We start from the raw sequence: 21,875 nt of genomic DNA, 5'->3' as shown, positions 1-21,875 counted from the left end.
TAAAAAAGCGGCGCATAAAGCGCCGCCTGTCAGAGATTAATCAAGTCAGCCTATTTCGCTCAGCAGCGTCAACGCTTCGGATTTCTGGCGATCGTTTCCGTCCAGCTCAACTTCTTTAAGCAGCGCACGGGCACTGTCTCTATCGTCGATTTCTATATAGGCTCGGGCCAGATCCAACTTGGCGTTAACAGAGTTTTCTTCATCGTCGACGTCAACCATGGCTGCGTCGCCAATCAGATTGTCAACTTCACCTATATCCATATCCAATTCACGGTAAGGTTCAGCTTCACCACCATCATCAGCATCATTAAGCAGTTTATCAATGTCGATAAAGCCGTTTTCTTTCTGAAAACTGGTTAAGTCTTCGTCCATGTCAATTTTGGTCTGACGTTTGGATTTCTCACTGGCATCGAGTGCTGCCAAGGCTTCATCCACAGTCATGCTGTGCTCTTCATCGACATTCAGTATGAAATCGTCATCATCCTGTTCGGCAAAGGCAGCAAGCAAGTCATCGTCACTAATATCCACCGTGTCTTCGGTGCTCTTTGATGGCGATGGCTCCCACTCAAGTACGTTAGCGCCTTTATTTGCCTTAAGATCATCAAAGAACCCGGAATCCCTGGCGGATACCGCCACGGGATCTGCATCGGATGCTTTGGTAAATTCCAATGGCTTATCGGGCGCTGACTGCGCAGTTACTTCAGTGACATCGGCAACTACAGCTCCGTCAACTGACTCCTGGACAACCTCAGCGCCGTCGGAGCCAGCGCCCAAATCTTCATCGAATCCAGCAAGCAGGGAATCCAAATCATCATCGCTATCACTGATTGGCAGCTCATTTCCCAAGCCTGCTGCAATGTTATCTGCCTCGGATAAGGTCTCGCTGTCACCTGCATCAAATGATGCAAGCAATCCATCGAGATCAGTATCATCGGTTTGCCCATTCGTCGCGTCTGGCGAAATTGCTGTCTCCAATTCAGCTGCAATCTCAGCAGAAAGATCATCCTCAACAGTCACCTTTGTCACTGCGGCCGGCTCATCAAATTCAGCAAGCAGTGCATCTATATCTTCATCACTGGAACTGGGCTCGTCGATGCCGAGTTCGGCATCAAGTTCTGCAGCTATAGCCCCACTTAAATCTTGATCATCGGAACTGCGTTCAACCGGCGAATCAAAATCTGCAAGCAGCGAATCTATATCTTCATCACTGGTACTGGGCTCGTTCATGCCGAGCTCGGTGTCAAGTTCTGCCGCTATAGCGCCACTTAAATCTTCATCATCGGAACCACTTTCAACCGGCGAGCCAAAATCAGCCAGCAGTGAATCCAAATCGTCTTCAATGGTGTCGCCGGTACTCGCCATTTCGGCACTGAGCTGAGCCTCAAGCTCTTCAGCTATCGCATCGGGATCGGCAGCTAAACCAAGTTGCTTGCCATCCTCATCAGCATCATTCAGACCCGCCATCAGTGAATCCAGCTCGTCATCGGATACATCTGCGGACACCGACTCACCAGCATCGTCCTGCTTCGATGCAGTTGACATTGGGGCAGCGATATCAGCATCCAGCTCGCTCATCAATGCATCGAGATCTTCTGCATCAGGCTCTGCGGCGATATCAAACTCCGCCAGTAGCTCGTCAGGCCCAGCCATGGAAACATCTTCGAGGTCCGTCTGCTCTCCCATTGCCTCGGCCCACAGATCGTCCAGAGATTGCCCGTCATCCGCAAAATCGTCCTTTTCAGCCATTTCTACGACCAGATCTTCACCTTCTGGCATAGTTTCGGGCTTCAAATCAACGTTATCCATGTCCAACAAGGCATCCAGAGACTCTTCTTCGTCACCTGAATCCAAATGTACCGCCATTTCATCTTCATCAGGTTCAGCGGCCACCACAGCTGCAGTCGCTGCAGTTGCCGCTGCGGCAGTGGCAAGCGCCGCAGTGGGCGCTGTATCTGAATCACCCTTATTGCGCCTGCGCAGGAACATCCACACCAGCAACAGCACAAAAAGTGCGGGGATCACACCACCGATAATCAGCAGAATGGGGTTGTCCATCAGGCTGCGCCAGATATCGTCGGGCTTATTGGCTTCAACTTCCGCCAGGGCTTTAGCCTGATTGAGGCCTTTATTTTCGATACGGAGCTGCTCGTTCTGCACTTCCAGTTGCAAAGCAGTTTCTTTCAGCGCCTGAATTTCTTCCGTGAGTTGGCTTACCTGAGCAGTAAGAGCTTCGACATCATTGTTACGTACACCCAGGGCTTCAGTGAGACGGGTAATCTCAGCGGACAGCGCTTGGTTTTCTTCAACCAATTGCGGTGTAACCTGAGGCACAACCACCGGAGCTGGTTCTACCTTTGGGGGTTCAATTGTAGCCGGAGCGGGTTTAACTTCCGTGGGCTTCTCAACAGGCGCAGTAACCGGCCTGGCCTCAACTTTTCCAGTTCTCCAGGCCTTATCCTGCGCCTGAGCACGCTGCTGAGCCAATGTTGCAGGAATCGCCTGCATTACCTCCTTCGACGGGATAAGCAGTATCATGCCCTTTTCAAGGGTATTGTAGTTGGCGCCGCTGAATGCGTGGGGGTTGGCATCATATAAGGCGGCCATCACCTGATAAACACTGACACTGCTGTCGGGCCGGACTTTTTGCGCAATACTCCAGAAAGTATCCTGGGGAGTGGTTGGTCCATATTGACGCTGGTTGGCTTCGCGGCTTTGTCCGTCCGGACCTGTTATCTTAAGCGGCTCGGCAGCTTTAACTTCACTGAATAGGGGAACGGTTGCAACGGCCATTAGAGAGGCCAAAATGCCTGCGAGATAGGAGGTACGAAAGTTCATCTATTATTCCCTTTCAAGCGCTCAAGGTTGCCCAGTGACGACTTGCTTTAGGCAATTGTATTTATTGAGATTACTATAAACCAGAAATCCATGCCCTGCTACTGTTCACATTTGCAAAACAAAAAAAGCCCGCATACTGCGGACTTTTTCAACAATCTCAGCGACTTCTGTCAGTTTTACAGGTAGTCGCGGATGAGAATTTCACCAATCTGAACGCTGTTAAGTGCAGCACCTTTACGGATGTTGTCTGACACCACCCACAGGTTAATTCCGTTGGGATGGGAGATATCGTTACGCACACGGCCAACGTACACAGCATCCTGGCCAGCCCCATCGGTCACAGCCGTTGGGTAATCGTCATCGTCTTCAAACAGCACCACACCCGGTGCATCACGCAGCAGTGCTTTGACAGTCTGGGCATCCACAGGGTCGCGGGTTTCGATATGTACCGCTTCTGAGTGACCATAAAATACAGGTACACGCACTGCTGTTGGATTCACCAGAATCGAATCATCACCGAAAATTTTACGGGTTTCCCACACCATCTTCATTTCTTCCTTGGTGTAGCCGTTATCCTGGAATTTATCTATGTGTGGCAGCACGTTAAAGGCAATCTGCTTTGGATACACGCTTGGCTCTACCGGCAGCCCCTGCAGCAACTTGGCGCACTGACCAGCCAGCTCCTCAATGGCCTTCTTGCCGGTACCGGATACCGACTGATAGGTGCACACGTTGATTCTATCGATACCGTAGGCATCGTAAATCGGCTTCAGCGCAACCAGCATCTGAATAGTCGAGCAGTTAGGGTTGGCAATGATATTGCGGGTACGGAAGTCGGCAATCGCCTCCGGGTTCACTTCCGGCACCACCAGCGGAATATCCAGGTCGTAACGGAAGTGGGAGGTGTTGTCGATAACCACGCAGCCATTGTCGGCGGCAATTGGCGCCCACTTGGCAGATACATCACCACCGGCTGAGAAGAAACCAATTTGCGCCTGGGACCAGTCGAAGGTTTCAACGTCAAGAATTTCCACCTGTTTACCATGGAAGGTCACGGTATCACCGGCGCTGCGAGCACTGGCCAGAGGGAAAAGATTGGCAACGGGGAAATTACGCTCTTCGAGGATCTCGATCATAGTCTGACCCACGGCGCCCGATGCACCCAATACAACGACATTAAATTCCTGCGACATAGTACTCAACCGACGTTAGAAAAACCTAAAAAGGATAACCAATTTACCTCAGATCCCATGACATTTTCCAGCTTAAGGGCACTGAATTCTCGCCTGTGTTGGTGATTTTTTCTCATATTGTCAAAACCCAGGCTATCGGTGCCAGTTTGACGGAATTGCCAGTCGTCATCCCGCAGGTCATATACGCTGCGACACAGACTCAGCAGCGCCTTTTCATCGGGTACTGACTGCAGGCAAACTGAGGCCAGACGAAACGGCGGCAGTAAGGTGTCCAACGTCTTGGCAGCAGTCAAGCCAAGTTCATGACACAGCGCCTGATACAGCATAAAGGTACCGCGGGCCTTGCCTTCCAGGCTGTAACCGGCAATGTGCGGCGTGGCTATGTCTGCCAAAGGCACCAGCTCAGGCATAGGGCTTGGCTCCCCTTCCCAGACATCCAGCACCAGCTTGAGATCGGGACGGCTGGTTTTCACCTTTATCAGAGCCCGGTTGTCTATCACTTCGCCGCGGCAACAGTTAAGCAGCCAGGCATCCGGCTTAAGCGCATTTAAGCGTTTTTCATCAAAGAGATACCAGGTGGCATGCTCACCCTCTTTGGTAAGCGGCACATGGAGACTGACCACATCGGCCCAGGCTATCAGCTCATCGAGTTTGTGAAACACTCTGGTGTCGCCGGACTTGGCCAGCAGTGGGTCGCAGAGTCGATATTCAACGCCGTAGGCATCCAGACAACGGCTTAAGGCCGAGCCTGTGTTACCGGCCCCCACAATCCCCACTTTCTTGTCTTTAAGTTGCTCGTTGTAGCGGCTGGCAAGCTCAAGCATGCCAATAAACGCATATTCACCCACGGCAGTGGCGTTGCAGCCCGGCGCATTGGAGAAGGGTATGCCACGGCTCTCAAGCAAGACCTTATCAACATGATCCGTGCCTATGGTGGCGCTGCCGACAAATTTAAGCCGCTGATTTTGTGCCAGCAGCGAAGCATTCACCTTGGTGACCGAGCGCACCAGCAGCACATCCGCATCGGCAACCTGCTCCGCTGTTAAACTGCGGCCATTAACATAGTGGATATCGCCAAGCTCCCCAAAGAGTGCGTCCACATAGGGCATATTTTCATCGGCAAGGATTTTCATCTGCAAAGCTCCTGTTGCTGCATGGCGCGCATTGTAACAGACAATAAAAAAGGGAAGCCTGGCTTCCCTTTTGATTTTGCGAAAACTGTGCTCGCAAATGCAGTTTGCTTATCCGCTTAGCGGTATTTGCGCATCACCAGTGTTGCGTTGGTACCACCGAAACCGAAACTGTTGCTCATCACTGTGGTGAGTTCAGCATCGCGGCACTGGGTTACGATTGGCATGTCAGCAGCCTGAGGATCAACGTTATCCACGTTGGCAGAGGCCGCGATAAAGCCATTTTCCATCATCAGCAGACTATAGATGGCTTCGTGCACACCGGCAGCACCCAGAGCGTGACCGGTCAACGACTTGGTAGAAGCGATAGGCGGAACCTTGTCTCTAAACACTTCGCGGATGGCTTCGAGCTCGCGCACATCGCCCACAGGAGTAGAAGTACCGTGGGTGTTGATGTAGTCGATTGGGGTATCTACATCGGCCAGCGCCATCTGCATACAGCGCATGGCGCCTTCACCGCTTGGGGCTACCATGTCGTAACCGTCTGAAGAGGCACCATAACCGATAACTTCGGCGTAGATCTTGGCGCCGCGGGCCAGCGCGTGCTCCAGCTCTTCCACAATCACGATACCGCCGCCACCGGAGATAACAAAACCGTCGCGGTCTGCATCATAAGTACGAGAGGCTTTTTCAGGTGTTTCGTTGTACTTGGTAGACAGCGCGCCCATGGCGTCGAAGCCCATGGTCAGGGTCCAATCCACTTCTTCAGAACCACCTGCAAATACCATGTCCTGCTTGCCCATCTGAATAAGCTCGGCAGCATGGCCGATACAGTGTGCTGAAGTGGCACAGGCAGAGCTGATTGAGTAGTTAAAACCTTTAATTTTAAAAGGGGTAGCCAAACAAGCCGATGCGGTGGAAGACATGATGCGCGGCACAATGTAGGGGCCTACGCGTTTTACACCCTTTTCACGCAGGGTATCGGCAGCCTGTACCTGGTTGGAAGAAGAGGCACCGCCTGTACCCACTACCAGGCCAACGCGGGGATTGGAATATTGCTCTTCAGCCAGGTTGGCATCACTGATGGCCTCTTGCATGGCCAGATAGGCGTAAGCCGCCGCATCACCCATAAAGCGCAGGGCCTTTCTGTCGATGTGCTCAGCAGGATCCAGCTTGATGTTGCCCCATACGTGGCTGCGAAGCTGCATCTCTTCAAACTGAGCGGAATGGGTAATACCGCTGCGTCCGGCCTTGAGTGATTCGGTCACTTCTTGCTTGTTGTTACCGATACTGGAAACGATGCCAATGCCGGTGATAACGACTCTTTTCATGTTTTACTATCCATTCCGTACTGGGAGTACCAATTTTAGTGCGCCAATAGTATCCCCTTTGGCGCTTTTAAGTGGTCAGCTTTCCATAAAGGGCGGTAAAATAATGCCAATTTCGCGACATTGAGTAAATTTTTTTAATCCCATGCCCACGTTTTTTGCCATCGATAAGGCCTTGCCATCATCACTGCCCCTGCCGGAAGGCCCCTGTGTTGTGCTCTGTCAGCAGTTGCCCGAACCATCGCTCTGGCGTTGGCTGTGGGCGGCACTGGGGCGCACAGCTTCAGAGAGTGATCAGGTAAACAGCATACAGCATACGGCCAAAAAGCCGTTGCAGATCATCATGCTGCTAAAAAATGAAGCCGAGCTTAATCAACTTGCAGCAAATACAGCGCATCCACTTGCCACCTTTGCCAAAGCTGCAAGCCATATTAAAAGCGGACAACGATTTCATCTTGATGACAAAAGCTGGCTGGACTTGTATCTGTGCGGTGATGAGCCTGCCGCTGTCATCGGCGGCTTTCCAAAGGCCAGCATAGATGTACTTATGGTGGCAAGCGAGCCGGTCCATGAAGAGATGCATGCCTTGCTGCATAAAAACAGCCTTGTGATAGCCGAAACCTGCCCTGCGCTGGCCACTATACAATCCAAAGCAGAGCCCTTACAAAGGAACATCAGCATTATCGGCGCGGGCGTGGCCGGGGCAAGCCTTGCGCTGTCTCTGCTTCGCCGTAGCCATAAGGTGACACTCTACTGCGCCGACAGCGCCCCCGGCATGGCCGCTTCCGGTAATCGACAAGGCGCAATTTATCCACTGTTGACTCCGGAAGACGATCATCTGACCCGGCTGTTTGTGCCGGCTTTTTTGTATGCCAAACGCTTTGTCGAGTCCCTCGCTCATCATCCCCTGCCCTTTGATTTTTGTGGTGTACTGCAGACTGGCCATGATGAGCGCGCCGCCGAGCGCATCGAAAAGCTTTTGAGAAGAGCCTGGCCAAAGGAAGTGGCCGTGAGAGTCGATGCAGCTGAGGCAAATCACATAGCAGGTGTCGCCATTGATAAAGGCGGCATCTATTACCCCCAAGGCGGCTGGGTATCACCGGCCAAACTGTGTGAGGCCGCCATTAACGAAGCCATCACCATGGGGCTCGAGTGCCACTTCAATGTTGATGTCACCACAATCGAGCGCACAGACAAGGGCTGGCGCCTTTACAGTCATCTTGGGGATATTGACGCCAATGAATTGGTACTGGCCACCGGCCACAGGATAACGGACCTTGCCCAAACCCAGGCGCTGCAACTGGCGCCCTTTCGTGGTCAGGTGAGCCATGTACCGACCAAGGGTAAGCTTGGGCAGCTTAAAACGGTGCTGTGCGCCCACGGCTACTTTACGCCCGAAGACGGCGGCAACCACTGCATGGGCGCAAGTTATGTGCGCGGCGATACCTCGGTCGAGTATCGCGAGCAGGAACAGCAGGAAAACCTGCACAAGATGCAGGAAAGTTATCCCGGCAAAGACTGGGTGGAGGATCTGGATATCAGCGACCAAAACGCCCGCGCTGGTATTCGTATGGTAAGCCGCGATCATCTGCCGATGGCAGGCGCCGCGCCGGATGTAGCAGCCATTCTGGCGCAATATCAAGCCATTGGCCACGGCCCTAAGGGCGCCCACTACTGGCAAAGCCACGCTGCGCCTGCGCATCCGGGGCTCTATATCTTCTCTGGCCTCGGCTCACGGGGATTATCCAGCGGCCCGTTGATTGCTGAATGCCTGGCTGACAGCCTCACTGGCACCTTGCCTGTGCTGGACGACGGCGTGATGGAAGCCTTAAACCCCAACCGTATGTGGCTCAGGAAGCTTAAAAAGGGCAAGGCGCTGGACTGATAACTGCTTACTTGAGAAAAGCAAAAAGGCAGGTTTAACCTGCCTTTTTCGTATTTGATGTCTGGCGACTTTACCTTTAAAACTGGCCGCGCAGCTGGGCCCAGGCCGCTTCAACCAGCGCATAGTCAGCATCGGACAATTCATCACGGGCCATCTCCAGGCACTTGTCCATTTTAATGTCCAAACGCTGATTATCTATCCCGCCTTCGGTTTCAAGTTCGGCCAATGCCACCGCAAAATGGCCCTGCAAATAGCCGCTGGCGAACAGGGCGTCATCATCGCCGCTCGCTACTATGCCCTCAATCCAGTTATCCAGGGCGGTGTCGTATTTCTCAAACATCTGTTACTCCGTCGGATTTGCGACCTGATACATCACATAGTCGCGGTAGCCTGTCACTACCCGATAATAACCAGTCAAGGCCTGGTCCAGTTCTGGGTCGCCACTATCCACGATAAGCGGTCTCCCTTCAAGGGCTTTGAGCTTGGTTTTGGTGGCAACAATCAAAATATTTTCTTTGCCTAGCCGCCGAATAAGCGCCGGTGACAACTGCTGATTACCGCGGCCAAGGATATGCCCCTGGCCACCTATCAGGGTGATAACCAGCTTAAGTGACTGATTTTCGGTTTGCTCAAGCAACTGCTGAGCGGTCAGATCCGAGGCAATAAGCGTACGGTCCTGAACCAGATCCACCCCAAGCAGGGTATTGTCGAGCCCAAGCTCTTCCATCACGGCTGCGACAGTACTGCCGGAGCCCATGATATAGAGGCTGTCGTCCATTTCAGAGACGATTTCTGCGGCAATGTCGGCAAGCACCAGCTCATCGACTTCCTTGCCGCCCATCTTCACTGCCTGCACATAGCGTGGCTCGGCCGGAACAAGCATCTCGCCAAAACGGCGGGCCCGCACAGTGCCCTGACGAAAGGCCTCTTCGTCGATATCCATCACATCGGCGCTCATCAGCGACACCAGTTCGCCCTGCATCAGCATCTTCAGCACCAGCCCCGAGGCCTTGGGAGTAATACCATAGACACCCGAATGGATTTTCACTCCAGCCGGCACCCCCAGCACCACCTGCTGCTCGTCCACCTCGGCAAAGACGTCACGGGCGGTACCATCGCCACCGGCAAAAAGCAGCAAATCCAGGGTCTCACTGGCCAAGGCCTTTACTGCCTCACAGGTATCCTTTGCCGTGGTTTGCTCGCCTTTTGGTTGATAGTGCACCTGCACCTCGAAGCCAAGTTCACGGCACAGGTCTTCACCCATGCTGCCTGCGGCGGTATGAACAATAAACCGCGCTTTATAGGGCAGCACCTGCTCAAGCGCCGTGCGCATCCGCAAATGTGCCTTCGGCTCGGCGCCTCGGGCAAGCGCTTCTTCGGCCACGCCGTCACTGCCTTTAAGGGCTACGCTGCCGCCAAGCCCCGCCAGCGGGTTGATAATGAGGCCCAATCTGAACTTACTGGCCATGGTGTTCCTCTTTTCGTGGGTACTTTTTATTCTGTTCAAACCTGTTTTTAAATGGTTGCGGCTTCGACTCTGCGCCCGGGTAGCGGCAACACAAGCAGCGCCGCCACAAAGGCAAAGCCTGCCGCCAGCACCCAGCACAGACTGGGGTTATAGCTGTAGACCAGGCCGCAGGCCCAGGTCCCCAGCGCGCCGCCAACACCGAAACTGAGACTGGCATAGAGCGCCTGCCCTGTGCTGCGCCGACTCACATCAAACTGCTGGTGAATAAACTGGATTGAGGCGGCATGCACTAAGCCGAAAGTAAAGGCATGCAACAGCTGACTCAGCGACAGCCAGAAGAGACTCTCAACGCCCCAGGCCATCATCAACCAGCGAAATGCGGTAAATAAAATGCTGATAAACAGCAGTGGCTTGATACCGTATTTACCAAGCAGCCTCGGCGCGAGCATAAACATGACAATTTCGGCAACCACCCCAAGAGCCACAAAGAGACCTGCTGTCGCCTCACTGTAACCGGCGTCTTTCAAATACAGCACGAAAAAGCCGTAAAAAGGTCCGGCGCTCATTTGCAGCAAAATGGCCGACAGCAAAAACCAGCCTATAGGGCCGGCCAGTTTGATTTTCACCTTGGGCGTGTCGCGGCTTAACATCACCCTATTGGCAGGCAGCGGCAAACAGGCCGCCAGCATACCGGCAAAGAGGCCCATGCCGATGTAAGGCAACACTTCGGGCCCCCAATGACCGATGGCGAAGCCGGTGGCCACCACCAGCACTATATAACCCAGGCTGCCAAAGCTTCTGATGATGCCGTAGCGCTGCGGCTTATCACCGAGGGTCTCAAGGGTTATCACCTCAAGCTGCGCCAGAATCGCATTCCAGAAAAAGGTATACACAGTGAGGCTGACCACCATGTACCAGAAGGCGCCCGGATGGAAAAAGCTCAAATAGGTAAGCGCACCGGCACCAGCACCGATTTTAATCAGCTCACTGCGCATGCCGGTTTTGTCGGCGACTATGGCCCACAGATTAGGCGCTATGATGCGGGTGGCCATTAAGATGGCGAGTAAAGCGCCAATTTCGGTGGCGTTAAAGCCACGGGATTCGAAGAAGACGCCAAGGTAAGGCACCATAACGCCGAGTATGGCAAAGAAGAAGAAATAACAGGCGCCGAGCCAGCGTAACTGAACCTCGGCGCTCATGGGTGACGTCCTGAACACGGTTTTCCTTAAGAGCGCATCCCCAGCACAGGTGTCTGGCTGTGCACATTCTGGTTTTGTGCTCTGTGTCTGAGCAGATGATCCATCAATACAATCGCCAGCATAGCCTCGGCAATAGGCACGGCGCGAATGCCCACACAAGGGTCGTGACGGCCCTTGGTAACCACTTCCGCAGTATTGCCCTGCACTGTCATGCTCTCGCCGGGAATACTGATACTAGACGTTGGCTTAAGCGCCATGTGGGCCACAATCGGCTGGCCGGATGAAATACCGCCTAGCACGCCACCGGCATGATTGCTGGCAAAGCCCTCGGGGGACATCAGGTCGCGATGCTCCGAGCCCTTTTGGGTCACTACAGAAAAACCATCGCCAATTTCCACGCCCTTCACGGCATTAATGCCCATCAGCGCATGGGCGATGTCGGCGTCGAGACGGTCGAACACAGGCTCGCCCAGACCCACTGGCACATTGGTGGCAATCACGCTGACCTTGGCACCGATGGAGTCGCCGGATTTTTTCAGCTCGCGCATGTATTCATCCAACGCCTCAAGTTTGCTGGCATCGGGGAAGAAAAAGGCATTTTGCTCAATCTGCCCGCGGTCGATGTGCTCAGCCTCAATGGGCCCAAGTTGCGACAGGAAACCGTAGATCTCGATACCGTGCACGGCTTTGAGGTACTTTTTCGCCACGGCACCGGCGGCAACCCGCATGGCGGTTTCACGGGCAGACGAGCGGCCACCGCCGCGGTAATCCCGCAGGCCGTACTTTTGCTGATAGGTATAATCGGCGTGACCAGGGCGGAACAGGTCTTTGATATTGCTGTAGTCCTGGCTGCGCTGATCAGTATTTTCGATAATCAGGCCAATGGAAGTACCTGTGGTTTTCCCTTCGAAAACACCCGACAGAATACGCACTTCGTCCGGCTCGCGACGCGCCGTGGTGTAACGGGAAGTGCCCGGGCGGCGACGGTCGAGATCATGCTGCATGTCAGCTTCGGTAAGCTCGAGGCCCGGAGGGCAACCATCGATAATGCAACCGAGCGCCACCCCGTGGCTTTCACCAAAGGTAGTAACCACGAAATTCTGACCTATGCTGTTCCCCGACATCCGCGCGCGTATCCTCTTGTCTGTTTAATCTGTAACCTCAGTGGCTTGCCTCGGCGCTACCGGGGCCGGCCCATTATTCCCTATCTTTATAGATGGCGAACAGTGATTCATTTTCAACTAGCTGGTCGTAAGTGAGCACAAACACGCCATCGCCCCCCCGCTCGAAGCTCACCCAGGTGAAAGGCACTTCAGGGAACTGTTCCATCAGATGCACCATGGAGTTGCCCACTTCCACCACCAGGATGCCCGATGGCGTCAGGTAGTCGGCGGCATTGGCCAGAATGCGCTTTGTGATGTCAAGGCCATCGCGACCTGACGCCAAACCAATGGCTGGCTCATGGTGGTACTCATCCGGCATATCGCCGATGTCTTCTTCATCCACATAAGGCGGGTTGGAGACAATCAAATCGTACTGCGGCCCCTTGGGAATGGCGGAGAACAGATCAGACTGCATTGGAAACACCCGCTCAATCAGCTCGTGGGATTCCACGTTGATTTGCGCCACATCCAGCGCATCTTCACTGATATCCAGCGCATCCACTTCGGCCTCATCAAAAGTGTGGGCACAGGCGATGGCGATACAGCCGCTACCGGTACACAAATCGAGAATACGACCAACTGGCTTGTTGTAAAGCCATGGACCAAAACGGTTTTCAATCATTTCAGCAATGGGCGAACGGGGTACCAACACCCGCTCATCCACGTAGAATTCGAGATCGGCAAAGAAGGCGCGGTTGGTCAGATAAGGCACTGGCAGGCGCTCACGCACCCGGCGAATAATCAGCTCAACAATCTTGTGCTTTTCGCTGCTGGTGAGGTTAGCGTTGATGACTTCACGGCCCAGTTCGTCGGGCAGGTGCAGCGCGTGGAATACCAAGGCAACTGCCTCATCCCAGGCGTTGTCGGTACCGTGGCCATAATAAACCTTGGCATCGTTAAAACGGCTCACGGCCCAGCGCAGCATATCTCCAATGGTGCGAAGCTCGGTGACCGCTTCATCAACAAATATCTTATCCAAAACAGGCTCCAACGATATGGTTTGCGGGCATTGTAACTGAACTCTGTTCAGTTGGCACAGGATTCAATAAAATAGCGCCATGACCAAGATTATCTCCCAAGAAGGCCTGGAGGAGTTTCAGGCGCTGGTCGACGGTATTCGTCCGCTGACTCAGGATAAAAAGCACTTTGGCACCCCGGTAAAAACCCGCGCCGAGCTCGACGAGCAGGCGCCAAAACTGGCGGTTTCCCATTATTTTTCAGATACCTTTCAGCCACTATTGCCAACCGAAGGCCCGATGCGCTGGCGTGCCGACCATGCCGATAATCTGGTGCTTAAACGTCTGCGCCGTGGCGATTATGTGCCGGATCTGATTTTGGACTTGCACGGCATGCGTCAAACCGAGGCCAAGCTGGAGCTGGCGGCACTGGTTGAAGCGGCTATCCGCGAGCAGTGCCAGTGCGTGTGTGTGATGCATGGCTATGGCACCGGAGTGCTCAAGCAGCAGTTACCTCTGTGGCTGGCGCAGCATCCGCAGGTACTGGCCTTCCATCAGGCACCGAAAGAATGGGGCGGTGATGCAGCGCTGCTGGTACTGGTCGATTTAGGCGACCTGCCCCATCGACGCTGAAACCGTGTTCAAAGCATAAAAAAGCAGCCATCTGGCTGCTTTTTTATTGAATAGGTTCAATTGATGGTATGGGGATTGTGCATCCACACCTGATGACACTGTTCACCGTGTTTATCCAGCAAACACACACCGGAAGTGGCAAACAGCGGCGGCTCAGTGCCACGCACCAGCTCGCTGACCATGTAACCGAGCAGCGGCATGTGGGCAATCACCAACACCTTATCAGCCTTGTATTGCTCGGCATAGGCCACAACCAGACTGGCGGCGGTTGCGGGATCGGCAGATGGGGTTAAATCATCCAAAGTCATCCACTTACGTGGCTCAGGGAAATGGGTCGCCAGCTCCTGCCACGTCTGCTGGGCACGCAGATAGGGGCTGACCAGAACCAAATCGAACTCGCTGACAAGACGGGTAAGGAAGTTACTCATAACGCTGGTATGATAACGTCCGGTGTCGGTAAGGGTTCTGTCTCTGTCGGACAGTGCCTGATAGCCTGCCTCACCGTGCCTCATCAAAAATAGCTGCATACTTCTTTCGCCGCCCTCTGTGTCATTTCGCGCCAATTGTAGCCCGAATTCATGATGTGACAAACTGAAAAAGCGTTAATCTTTAGTCGACAAGCCTACGGATTGTTTGCCAAAAACCTGTCTGGCTATCAATATATAACGAATCCTCGACATTGGAGACTCGCCTTGCCGGTCAACCAGAAACCCGTCACCAGTCCAAACGATCACCGTCAATATCGTTACCTTGAGCTGGATAACGCGCTCAGGGTACTTTTGGTGTCTGACCACCAGGCAAGCCAGGCCGCCGCCTCGATGGCGGTCAACGTGGGCCACTTTGACGACCCGGCTGACAGACCCGGCATGGCACACTTCCTTGAGCATATGCTGTTTTTGGGCACCGAAGCCTATCCGGATCCCGGCGAATACCATGCCTTTATTAACCAGCATGGCGGCAGCAACAATGCCTGGACTGGCACTGAGCACACCAATTTCTTCTTTACTATCAATGCCGATGCCTTTGACGAATCCCTAAGCCGCTTCAGCCAGTTTTTTATCGCTCCGCTTTTTAATCGCGAACTGGTCGATAGAGAACGACAGGCGATCGAATCCGAGTACAGCCTTAAGCTGAAAGACGATGTGCGCCGGGTGTATCAGGTGCACAAGGAAACGGTTAACCCCAAACATCCATTCAGCAAGTTTTCTGTCGGCAATCTTGAAACGCTCGGCGGCAATCAGGACAAGGTGCGCGAAGAACTGCTGGCGTTTTACCGTGCCCATTACAGTGCCAATCTGATGACCCTGTGCCTGGTATCGCCAGACTCGCTGGATACCCTTGAAGCACAGACTCGGCAGTACTTCAGCGCCATTGCCAACAGCAGCATAGTAAAACAGTACCCGAGTGAGCCCCTGTATACCAACGATGAGCTTGGCGTTTGGGTGCAGGCCATTCCGCTTAAAGAGCAAAAACGGCTGACGCTGACCTTCCCGCTTCCCGGCATCGACAACCTGTACCGCCGCAAACCACTGACCTTTTTAAGCCATCTGCTTGGCAATGAGAGCCAGGGCAGTTTGCAGGCGGTACTGAAAGAAAAGGGTTGGGTCAATCAGATTTCCGCCGGTGGCGGTGTCAATGGCTACAACTTTAAAGACTACAACATCAGCATCCAGCTCACCGACCGAGGTCTTGGCAAACTGGATGAAATTATTCGCCTGACCTTTGAATACCTTGAAGTTATTAAGCAAACGGGACTAGAGGACTGGCGTTATCGTGAGCGCGCCAGCCTGCTGAAGCTCGCATTCCGATATCAGGAGCAGATCAAGGCGATGGACTTGGCCAGCCATCTGTCTATCAACATGCATCACTATGGTGTGGATGACCTGATGTTTGGCGATTATCGCATGGATGGACTCGATATTGGCGAATGCACCGGGCTGCTTGAGCAGATGAGCCTTGAGAACTTGCGGGTGCAACTTGTGTGTCAGGAATTGGACACCAACACTCAGGCCGATTGGTATCACACACCGTATCTGGTGCGAAAGCTCACCGACGACGAGCGCGAGCGCTGGGCACCAACCGGTGAAATCGATGCCCTCGCCCTGCCAGAGCCCAACCCCTTTATTGTGGACGATGCCCGGGCACGGCCGGATAAAAGTGAGTATGAGGTACCGGTTGTAGTCGCCGAAGCGACAGGATACAGGCTATGGCACAAAAAAGATGATGAGTTTAATGTCCCCAAGGGGCACCTGTTTTTATCACTGGATTCCGAGCATGCCAGCGCCGATCCACGCACTGCCGCCCTCACCCGCCTGTATGTTGAGATGCTGCTCGACTACTTGACCGAATACACCTACCCCGCCGAAGTGGCCGGACTGAATTACAACATCTACCCACACCAAGGTGGTTTGACGTTGCATTTAAGCGGCTTTACCGGCAATCAGGAAACATTGCTGTCACTGCTTATCGACAAGGCACGGGAGCGTAACTTTACCCAAGAGCGTTTTGATGTTACCAAACGCATGCTGCTTCGCAGTTGGTATAATGCATCCAAAGCAAAGCCCATCTCACAGCTTTTTACCAGCCTCACAGTAACGCTGCAGCGCCGCTCATATGAGCCACAACGGATGGCACAGGTGCTGGAAAGCTGTACATTGGAAGACTTGCACAATCATGTACGTGCTTTTTATGAGAAAATTTATCTTGAAGGTTTAGTGTATGGCGACTGGCTGACCGATGAAGCCAAGGCATTAGCTGTACGTCTCAGCCATATTTTATCGCTGGTGTCCTCCCCCAGTGACGAGTCAGCCCGTGAGCTGGTAAACCTTACCGGCAAAGGCACTGTTCTGCGCGAACTGTCGATTAACCATCAGGACAGCGCCATCATTGTTTACTATCAATCGCCTTCTGCCACACCCGAGAAAATGGCGTTGTTTGCCCTGATGAACCACACCATGTCGTCCACATTCTTCCATGAACTACGCACCGAGCAACAACTGGGCTACATGGTGGGCACGGGTTATTTACCGCTCAATCGCCACCCTGGGATGATTTTCTATGTTCAATCACCTTCGGCAGGACCACAGCAATTGCTTGAGGCCATAGATGAATTTATCGCCGACTTCAGCTATGCAGTAATGCAAATCACCAATGAGCAGTGGGAAGTTACCAAGATTGGGCTGATTAATCAGGTAATGGAGCACGATGCCAACCTTAAAACCCGCGGCCAGCGCTACTGGGTCAGTGTTGGCAACAAAGACTATGGTTTTGACCAGCGAGAGTCTGTAGTAGCCGAGATAGAAAAACTGACCCGCGCAGATTTGATAAAATTTATGATGCAAAAAATGCGCACCAAACATTGTGACAGACTGATTCTATTCAGCACTGGTGAGCAGCACAGGCACCTGGAACCCCTGAAGTCAATGCAGGTAATTACAGATCTGCCTGCATTTAAACTGCATTCAGACAAATTTTGCCTGTAAGCAATCATGTTCAGCGCAACTGACTCTACATAGTCACCTGTATAGCAGCTTACACTGGTCAAGAACCAAGCGAGGTTTCTTTATCTGTTGCAGCAGCATGAAATTCAGCGTGATTTTTGTGCATGTAACTGTGCTGTAAAGACAAATTATTCTCAAGTGTTTTGACAAACCCTTCCAATTCTGAAAAAGTGGAGTAACACTAAAGTGCAACCGTTGCTGCATAAAAATTAACAACTACATATGCATAAAGTCCTAGCCATAATCTGTATTTCGTTGAGTCTGTTTTGTCTTCAAGCAGCATCTCATTCAATCCCTCCAACTGAATTCAGCCATACCGCTAAAGCAAAGTTGATACTTAACGCCAGAACCTATGGTGTTTCTGATGGATTATCACAGAACACGGTAACCACAATTGCAGAAGATAATGACGGGCATATATGGTTAGGCACCTTGAACGGCTTGAATCGATTTAATGGCAAGGAATTCAAAAACTTCTACGCAAGCAAAGAGTCTGGCCTCACAAGTTCATTTATATTAAGTTTACATGCTAAAGATAGTGGTCTGTATATCGGAACTGACAAAGGTTTATTTATCTATGATAAGCTTTTTGAAAAATTTTACGAAACTAGCATAAAAAACAAGCCAGCATGGTCCATAAATAGCTTAGGAAAAAGAATACTCATTGGCACAAACAACAGCATAGTTGAATTTAAAAAAGAAACTAAAAACAATGAACCAATTGAGTTTTTCAACAAAGAATTTCAATACATAAAAAAAATTGTTGAATTTAACCAACACTTTTTCATAAGAAACCAAAATGGAGCAGTAATTAAATGCTCTCAAGACTTTTCTGAATGCATCAACTTTATAAATAACACGATAAGTCTTGAAAGATTCGAAAACTCCTTGCTAATAGACACAAAATCATCCCTTGTAAAGATTGATGAGTTTGAAAACATACATGAATACGAAGAAATAAAGGACGCCGTCAGTTATTCTGATAAGCGAACCATCCTTCAAAATAATATTATCAGCATAAGCAATAACATTTTTAGAACGCAACAACTTGGTGTAATAGATGAACACACCCATCTACTAAAACCTGAGTTATTTTCCACAAAAAATAAAAGCATCATCACCGATACAAATCGTGGTTTTATTTTAATAGACTCCGAGAGCAATATCATAAACAAACTTAAAGGTATAGATGAGAATATATGGTCAATAAATACCCATTCCGAAAGAACCGTGATAAGTGATGACTCTCCAATTTTAAAGATATTAGATGAAGGCCTCAATGAAATACAAAGATTTGACACCAAAATCGGTGGATTCAAAACTGCGCTATTAACTAAAAACCAAGAACTTGTGGTTGCCTCAGAAAAAGGTGTACACCTTTACGACTTGACGAATCCAGAAAAAAACGCAATCACCATCAGCAACAAGCCTTCGTACACACTGAACCTTGACGAGAAAAATAATTTGGTAATCGTTGGGACCCAATCTTTTGAATTACTTAAAATTGAGTTGAACGATAACTATCAAACTGAGGTAATTCCACTTACTTTAAAAAGTCCTATTTTCCAAGTTGCAGGTATTGATGGAGTTTACTACCTTGCTCATCAGGATGGACTCACAGAAATTAGCGACAACATCCAAAGAGAAATACTTCATGGAGAAATGGTTTACTCAGTACATGGAAATGATAAATTCATCTATTTTGGTACTGGAGACGGTGTTTATCAAATAAACAAAGCCGACAATACCATAACTCAAATTGTGAAGACAGATAAACCAATTTACAGTCTGAACATTGTTAAAAATAACATCTACGCATCTTCCATAGGGGAAGTTTGGATACAGGTTAACAATAGAAGCTTTCGATTATCATCAAAAAACGGCAGCCAGGAAGAATATAACAACCAAGGCATTGGATATTTCAACGCTGGCATATTATTTGGAGGAGTAAATGGAGTGTCCGTACTTCAACCAGATAACCTTGATAATTATCTAAGTTTTATAAGTGAAAATCTGGATACGTCGCTGGATAATCTATTAATATTTAACTCAACTGTAAAAATTGGATCCGAATTTTTAGAGAAATCAATCAATCATTCTAATGAGGTTAAAGTAAAACACTCTGATTACCCCCTTACCTTGGAGTTTTCAACCCCTAAAGTGAATGATGGTTCTGTTGAATATTTTTACAGATTGCAGGGACTATCTGATGACTGGATCCCATCTAAATCAAACCGACACGCTACTTATACTAACCTTTCTCCGGGAAAGTACACGTTTGAGGTTTATGCTGTAGATCAATTATCCCAAATTACAGGGTCAATAAAGTCACTGAATTTGATAGTAACCCCCCCCTGGTGGATGTCAAAAGAAGCCAAACTCGCATATGCAATTATGGTGATTGCTGCTTCTATAATAATCATGAAGGCAATTTTGAGGCGACGAGAGGTACAACGCCAAATCGCTATCAGTGAAGAACGTCTGAAACTATCTTTATGGGGCAGTGGCGATGAAATGTGGGACTGGGACATAGAAACCGGAAAAATTTATCGTTCCAATATCTGGGGTTCTCTTGAGTTTCCGAAAGATGGCCATCGTTCAGGTAAAGATGACGAAGAAAGCAACATTCATCCACAGGATCAAGAACGGGTTCGAGAGGCACTGAACAGGCACTTCTACAATGAAACCGATCACTTTGAAGCGGCGTACCGAGTAAAAGGCAAAGATGGTCACTGGGTATGGATTTTGGACCGAGCCAAAATTGTGGAGCGCGACGATAACGATAACGCTCTGCGTATGACGGGCACGATAAAAAACATTAACAACTTCAAGCAAGCGGAAGAACAACTCAGATTATTCGAACGCGCCATCGAGAATATTTCCGAAGGCATGTTTATTCTTGACAACGAATTCAAATTTGTTGAAGTGAACGAAGCCTGCTGCGATATTTGTATGGCTGATAAGGATAATTTTATTGGCACTGTGCTCCAATTTTCCTGCTATCCAGATGCCTATTCGGAGCAGGTACGCATTATTCTTCGCCAGCAGGGGAGCTGGAGTTCTGAGGTTGAATCCAAACGCGGTGATGGCAACACTTTCCTGATGGAGCTGACGGTCGATGCTATCTATGACGAGCAGGGGGCTCTGAGCCATTTTGTTGGTGTTTTCTCCGATATCTCCAGAAGAAAGCAACAGGAGGAAGAACTCCGAAAGCTGACCAACAATGATTTGCTGACCGGTTTGCCAAACCGTTCGAACCTTCAAGTTTCCCTTAGCAACCTGGTAAAAAAGGACATTCATCATACCCTGATGGTACTGGACCTCGATAACTTCAAAAAAATCAATGACTCACTCGGGCACCAGGTAGGTGATGATCTTTTGCAGCTGGTAGCAAAGCGAATGTCAGGTGCCCTGCCCCCTCATACCAGTTTGTATCGGCTCGGTGGTGATGAGTTCGCGATTCTTGTCGATAAAGAACCGGATATCGGAAGCTCCGCTGCCATCGCCAAAGCAGTGGTGGATGCCTTTGTCTCCCCCTTTGAGCTCGCAGATGAAAAACTGGTGGTTGGCGTCAGCATAGGCATAGTTCTCTACCCGGAAGATGAGCAAAACGAACAGGCACTGCTTCGAAAAGCCGATATCGCTATGTATCACGCCAAATCGGCAGGCGGTAACCGCTATCAGTTTTATTCTGAGTCACTTAACAGAAACGCGCTGCGGCAGCTCGAAGTGGAAAACCTGATCCGCGAAGGGATTAGAGACGATCTGTTCGAAGTCTATTACCAACCCAAAGTGGATCTTAAACAGTCACGACTCGCTGGGATGGAAGCCCTGGTGCGTCTGAATCATCCGCTAAAAGGGCTGATCCCCCCATCTGAATTCATTCCGCTGGCCGAAGAAACCGGGCTGATTGTCGAAATCGGCGATATGGTGATGCGCAAGGCCTGTTTTGCGGCGCAAAAATGGCGTGAACAGGGTGTGTTCGATGGTCGTGTGGCGGTCAATTTATCATCGCGTCAGTTTGCGCTTCCCGACCTGCAGCAACGAATAGAGTCAATTTTACGACTCACCCGATTACCCGCCGCCAACCTTGAGCTGGAAATCACCGAAGGCACTGTAATCAAGCAACCTGAAAAAGCCATCAAGGTAATGCAGCAACTGGCAAAGATGGGGGTCAGCCTGGCGCTGGATGATTTTGGTACAGGCTATTCGTCCCTTTCATATCTCAAGCGCTTCCCGATCCATACCCTTAAAATCGACAAGGCCTTTGTGGATGACATAGATAAATCAGACAGGGATCTCAAGATGGTCGATTCCATCATCACCATAGCCCATAACATGGGGCTGACAGTCGTGGGAGAAGGCGTAGAAGTGCCATCTCAGTTGAATATTTTACGGGCACTTAAGTGTGAAGAAATTCAGGGGTATATCTACAGCAAGCCGCTACCCGAATCCGATTTTAGTGATTTGCTGCAAATGGATATGGCCGAATTTCTGAGCCAAAAACTCAGCCGGGGTTAATTTTTCTCAAAACAATCAACATTGGCACAACACCTGCTACAAGTCTCTCAGTGTCAACATCCAA

At 50.8% G+C, this 21,875-nt stretch carries 14 protein-coding genes; 4 read left to right on the top strand and 10 right to left on the bottom strand.

The genetic code is table 11. From position 1 onward, the window contains the following. Positions 1-45 precede the first annotated feature (45 nt). From ABYK60_RS04440 to fabB, 4 genes are all read right to left on the bottom strand, one after another. Positions 46-2,835 (bottom strand): FimV/HubP family polar landmark protein, encoded by a 2,790-nt coding sequence (locus tag ABYK60_RS04440; RefSeq protein ID WP_372870724.1) that lies wholly within the window; start codon positions 2,833-2,835, stop codon positions 46-48. A 176-nt stretch (positions 2,836-3,011) separates the two neighbouring features. Beyond that, positions 3,012-4,028 carry an aspartate-semialdehyde dehydrogenase gene (locus ABYK60_RS04435; protein ID WP_372870723.1) on the bottom strand — a complete coding sequence of 339 codons (1,017 nt, stop codon included), beginning with the start codon at positions 4,026-4,028 and terminating at the stop codon, positions 3,012-3,014. Positions 4,029-4,033: 5 nt separating this feature from the next. Next, on the bottom strand, positions 4,034-5,161 hold the full coding sequence (locus tag ABYK60_RS04430; protein ID WP_372870722.1) for a 4-phosphoerythronate dehydrogenase: 1,128 nt from the start codon (positions 5,159-5,161) through the stop codon (positions 4,034-4,036). Between the two features lie 116 nt (positions 5,162-5,277). After that, positions 5,278-6,489: a beta-ketoacyl-ACP synthase I gene (fabB, locus tag ABYK60_RS04425; RefSeq protein ID WP_372870721.1), complete on the bottom strand. Its 1,212-nt coding sequence runs from the start codon at positions 6,487-6,489 to the stop codon at positions 5,278-5,280. 142 nt (positions 6,490-6,631) lie between these two features. Here fabB and mnmC point away from each other — a divergent pair, with 142 nt between their 5' ends. Continuing rightward, positions 6,632-8,371: an FAD-dependent 5-carboxymethylaminomethyl-2-thiouridine(34) oxidoreductase MnmC gene (gene mnmC, locus ABYK60_RS04420; protein ID WP_372870720.1), complete on the top strand. Its 1,740-nt coding sequence runs from the start codon at positions 6,632-6,634 to the stop codon at positions 8,369-8,371. A gap of 76 nt (positions 8,372-8,447) precedes the next feature. Here the strand turns inward: mnmC and ABYK60_RS04415 are convergent, their stop codons facing one another. The 5 genes from ABYK60_RS04415 to prmB form a co-directional block, all read right to left on the bottom strand. After that, complete coding sequence (locus tag ABYK60_RS04415; RefSeq protein ID WP_372870719.1) at positions 8,448-8,711, bottom strand: YfcL family protein; 264 nt, start codon at positions 8,709-8,711, stop codon at positions 8,448-8,450. Positions 8,712-8,714: 3 nt separating this feature from the next. Then, positions 8,715-9,839: an ATP-NAD kinase family protein gene (locus ABYK60_RS04410; RefSeq protein ID WP_372870718.1), complete on the bottom strand. Its 1,125-nt coding sequence runs from the start codon at positions 9,837-9,839 to the stop codon at positions 8,715-8,717. 47 nt (positions 9,840-9,886) lie between these two features. Continuing rightward, positions 9,887-11,038, bottom strand: a complete 1,152-nt coding sequence (locus tag ABYK60_RS04405) for an MFS transporter (protein ID WP_372870717.1) — start codon at positions 11,036-11,038, stop codon at positions 9,887-9,889. A 26-nt stretch (positions 11,039-11,064) separates the two neighbouring features. Next, positions 11,065-12,162: a chorismate synthase gene (aroC, locus tag ABYK60_RS04400; RefSeq protein WP_372870716.1), complete on the bottom strand. Its 1,098-nt coding sequence runs from the start codon at positions 12,160-12,162 to the stop codon at positions 11,065-11,067. A 73-nt stretch (positions 12,163-12,235) separates the two neighbouring features. Beyond that, on the bottom strand, positions 12,236-13,180 hold the full coding sequence (prmB, locus tag ABYK60_RS04395; protein WP_372870715.1) for a 50S ribosomal protein L3 N(5)-glutamine methyltransferase: 945 nt from the start codon (positions 13,178-13,180) through the stop codon (positions 12,236-12,238). A gap of 79 nt (positions 13,181-13,259) precedes the next feature. On the opposite strand from prmB, the gene smrB reads away from it, so the two are divergent. After that, entirely contained in the window at positions 13,260-13,790 is a 531-nt protein-coding gene (gene smrB / locus ABYK60_RS04390; protein ID WP_372870714.1) for an endonuclease SmrB, read from the top strand. A 56-nt stretch (positions 13,791-13,846) separates the two neighbouring features. On the opposite strand, the gene sixA is transcribed toward smrB, so the two are convergent. Then, positions 13,847-14,317 (bottom strand): phosphohistidine phosphatase SixA, encoded by a 471-nt coding sequence (gene sixA, locus ABYK60_RS04385; RefSeq protein ID WP_240590438.1) that lies wholly within the window; start codon positions 14,315-14,317, stop codon positions 13,847-13,849. A 165-nt stretch (positions 14,318-14,482) separates the two neighbouring features. Here sixA and ABYK60_RS04380 point away from each other — a divergent pair, with 165 nt between their 5' ends. Further along, positions 14,483-17,272 (top strand): insulinase family protein, encoded by a 2,790-nt coding sequence (locus ABYK60_RS04380; RefSeq protein WP_372870713.1) that lies wholly within the window; start codon positions 14,483-14,485, stop codon positions 17,270-17,272. 240 nt (positions 17,273-17,512) lie between these two features. Continuing rightward, positions 17,513-21,811 (top strand): EAL domain-containing protein, encoded by a 4,299-nt coding sequence (locus ABYK60_RS04375; RefSeq protein ID WP_372870712.1) that lies wholly within the window; start codon positions 17,513-17,515, stop codon positions 21,809-21,811. The last annotated feature ends 64 nt before the right edge of the window (positions 21,812-21,875 follow it).

Origin of the sequence: Shewanella sp. (assembly GCF_041630135.1) — a bacterium.
Taxonomy (GTDB): domain Bacteria; phylum Pseudomonadota; class Gammaproteobacteria; order Enterobacterales; family Shewanellaceae; genus Shewanella.
Note: the sequence above shows the minus strand (reverse complement) of the source record. Positions and strands in the feature narration are given on the sequence as shown.